Annotated in this window: 1 protein-coding gene; it reads left to right on the top strand. The window is 70.4% G+C overall.

Features of this window, described 5'->3' with window-relative positions; all coding sequences use genetic code 11:
• Positions 1-3,501, top strand: a 3,501-nt coding sequence (locus QZ433_RS13535; RefSeq protein WP_295784447.1) for a choice-of-anchor I family protein, incomplete at its 5' end; no start/stop codon positions are given.
• Positions 3,502-3,584: the final 83 nt, after the last annotated feature.

Raw genomic sequence — 3,584 nt, 5'->3', positions numbered from 1 at the left:
ACCTCGGACGGCGTCGCCAACTCCGTCGCCGTGCGCGACGACGGCCTCGGCGTCGTCGCCTTCGAGGCGAAGGACAAGACCGCTCCCGGTCACCTCGTCTTCTTCGACGCCAACAAGGACGACGCCTCGACCGCCACGCTCGGCACGGTCACCGTCGGCGCCCTGCCCGACATGGTCACCTTCTCGAAGGACGGCTCCTACGCCGTCGTCGCGAACGAGGGCGAGCCCGCGAACGACTTCTCGAGCGACCCCGAGGGCACGGTCAGCGTCATCGCGCTGACGACGGCGCTCACCGCCCCGGCGCAAAGCGCCGTGAAGACCGCGGGCTTCCGCGCCTTCGAGCAGGGCGGCACCAAGACGCTCGACGCGAAGGTGCGCGTCTTCGGCCCCGACGTGGCCGCCCCCGACCAGGGCTCAACGCCCCTGTCGGCCAACCGCGTCTCGCGCAACCTCGAGCCCGAGTACATCACCACCGACGGCACGGTCGCCTACGTCACGCTGCAGGAGGCGAACGCCGTCGCCACGGTCGACCTGGCCAAGGCCGAGGTCAGCGGCATCCTGCCCCTCGGGTACAAGGACTTCGGCGCCGCCGGCAACGGACTCGACACGAGCGACAAGGACGGCAAGATCGACATCCGCACCGTGCAGGGCCTGAAGGGCCTGTACATGCCGGACGGGATCGCGTCGTACTCGGCCAGCGTCGACGGCAAGGCGAGCACCTACCTCGTCACCGCGAACGAGGGCGACGGGCGCGAGTGGGGCACGTTCATCGACGAGGCCCGCATCAAGGACCTGGGCAAGAACGGCCTGGGCGCCGTCTGCGCCACCTCGCCCCTCGCGGGCCGCTCGGCGGATGCCGACCTCGGCCGCCTCAAGGTCGTCACCGACCTCGGCACGACCGCCGACGGCTGCTACAGCGAGCTGTACGCGTACGGCGGCCGCTCGTTCTCGATCTGGGACACCAAGGGCACGCTCGTCTTCGACTCGGGCGACCGGTTCGAGCAGAAGCTGAAGGAGGTCGCTCCGCAGCTGTTCAACACCTCGAACGACAACAACACCGTCGACGACCGCAGCGATGACAAGGGCCCCGAGCCCGAGAACGTCACGGTCGGCGTCGTCGACGGGCGCACGTACGCCTTCATCGGCCTCGAGCGCCCGGGCGGCGTGATGGTCTACGACATCACCGACCCCAAGGCCCCCGCCTACGTCACCTACGTCAACAACCGCAACGCGGCCGCCGACGTCAAGACCGCCGCGGCGGGCGACCTGGGTCCCGAGGGCATCGCGTTCGTCTCGGCACTGCGCTCCCCCACCGGCGTGCCGCTGCTGATCACCGGCAACGAGGTCTCGGGCACCACGACCGTCTTCGAGGTGCGTCCGACCCAGCCCAAGAAGCCCGACCTGCAGATCCTCACGATCAACGACTTCCACGGTCGCCTGCTGCAGGAGACCGGGGGCGTCGCGGGTGCGGGCGTCCTCGCCGGCGCGGTGGAGAAGTACCGCCAGCAGAACCCGAACACGCTCTTCGTCTCGGCCGGTGACAACATCGGCGCGAGCGCGTTCGAGTCGTTCATCGATCAGGACACCCCGACGATCAAGGCCCTCAAGGCCGCCTCGCTCGACGTCAGCGTCGTGGGCAACCACGAGTTCGACCGCGGCTTCGCCGACCTGACCGGCCGAGTCATCCCCGCCTACGGCGGCAACACCGGCGCGTCCAGCGACTTCGCCCTCGGCGCGAACGTGTACAAGAAGGGCACCAAGACCCCCGCCCTCAAGCCGTACACGATCAAGCAGGTCGGCTCCACGAAGGTCGCCTTCGTCGGCACCGTGACGCGCCAGACGGCCGGTATGGTCGACCCGTCGAAGATCGACACGATCGAGTTCGGCGACCAGGTCGAAGCCGCCAACCGCGAGGCGAAGAACGCCCGCGCCGCCGGCGCCGACATCGTGATCCTCCTCGCCCACGAGGGCTCCGAGGGCACCGACTGCACCAAGATCGCCACCGAGACCGGAGACTTCGGCGACCTCGTCCGCGGCGCCTCGGCCGACGTGAACGCGATCGTCTCGGCGCACACCCACCAGAAGTACGCGTGCACCATCGGCGGCCGATCGGTGATCCAGACGGGCCAGTACGGCACCAACCTGGGCATGCTCGACATCGACCTGAACGACGACGGCAGCCTGGCATCCATCACCCCCGGCGTGCGCGCGCTGCTCGACCCCGCCGTGACGCAGTACATCGCGTACCCCCAGCAGGCGACGGCGAAGATCGTGGCGGATGCCAAGGCCACCGCCGACGTGAAGGGACAGGTCGAGGTCGGCAAGATCACCGCCGACATCACCCGCGCCAAGAACGCCTCGGGCGGCGAGGACCGTGGTGCGTACTCGACGCTCGGCAACACCGTGGCGGACGTCTATCTGTGGGCCACGAGTGAGAACCCCTCCTTCAACGGCCAGGACGCCCAGATCTCGTTCATGAACCCGGGCGGCCTGCGCGCCGACCTGCTCTACGGCTCCGACAGCGGCTCGGTGTCCTACCGAGAGGCCGCCAACGTGCAGCCCTTCGGCAACACGCTCGTGACCCTCTCGCTCACCGGAGCCCAGATCAAGCAGGTGCTCGAGCAGCAGTGGCAGCCCGACGGCGCGTCGCGTCCGGTGCTCGCGCTGGGCGTCTCGAAGGGCTTCACCTTCGCGTACGACCCGGCCGCCGCGAGAGGCTCGCGCATCACGGCGATCGCCCTGAACGGCACCGCGATCGACCCCGCCGCGTCGTACCGCGTGGTCACGAACTCGTTCCTCGCCGCCGGTGGTGACAACTTCACCGCCTTCGCGCAGGGCACGGGCAAGGCCGACTCGGGTCAGATCGACCTGCAGGCCACCATCGACTACTTCGCCGCGAAGAAGGTCGTCGCCCCCTCGCCGGTCGGACGCGCGTACCTCGTCGGGACGACACCCGTGGACGAGGGCGGCAGCACGCCGTCGCCGAACCCGACCGGATCGCCGACGGGATCGCCGTCGCCGAACCCGACCGGATCGCCGACGGGTGCACCCACCGGCCAGCCCACCGGCTCGCCGACGGGATCGCCCTCGACGGCGCCGACCTCGTCGCCCTCCGCGGGCGTCACGATCAGCGCCAGCGCCACGCGCGTCGAGCAGGGCGGATCGTTCACGGTCACGGTGACCGGTCTGAACGCGGGCGAGCAGGTCACGGCCACGCTGAACAGCACGCCCACGGTGATCACCGGCATCCCCGCCGCCGGCGCCGACGGCGCGGTGTCGTTCCGGGTGAACGTGCCCGCGGCTCTCGAGCCCGGCGCGCACACGGTCGTCATCACGCGCGCCGACGGCAGGGTGCTGCCCGCGCTGTCGATCGAGGTCGCCCGCAAGGGCACCCTCGCGGCCACCGGGGCGCAGGCCCCGTGGGGCCTCGCCCTCGCGGGCGGCATGTTCGTCGTCGCCGGAGGCCTCGCCTTCGCGCTTCGCCGCCGCCGCACGGTCTGACACCCGGAACGGCCCCCATCCTCACGGGTGGGGGCCGTTCCCGTTCGCGTGAGGGGTCAGAAAGTGTCGCTTGGGAAGGCTCG

Source organism: uncultured Microbacterium sp. (assembly GCF_913776565.1).
Lineage (GTDB): Bacteria > Actinomycetota > Actinomycetes > Actinomycetales > Microbacteriaceae > Microbacterium.
This window is presented reverse-complemented; position numbering and strand designations above follow the sequence as displayed.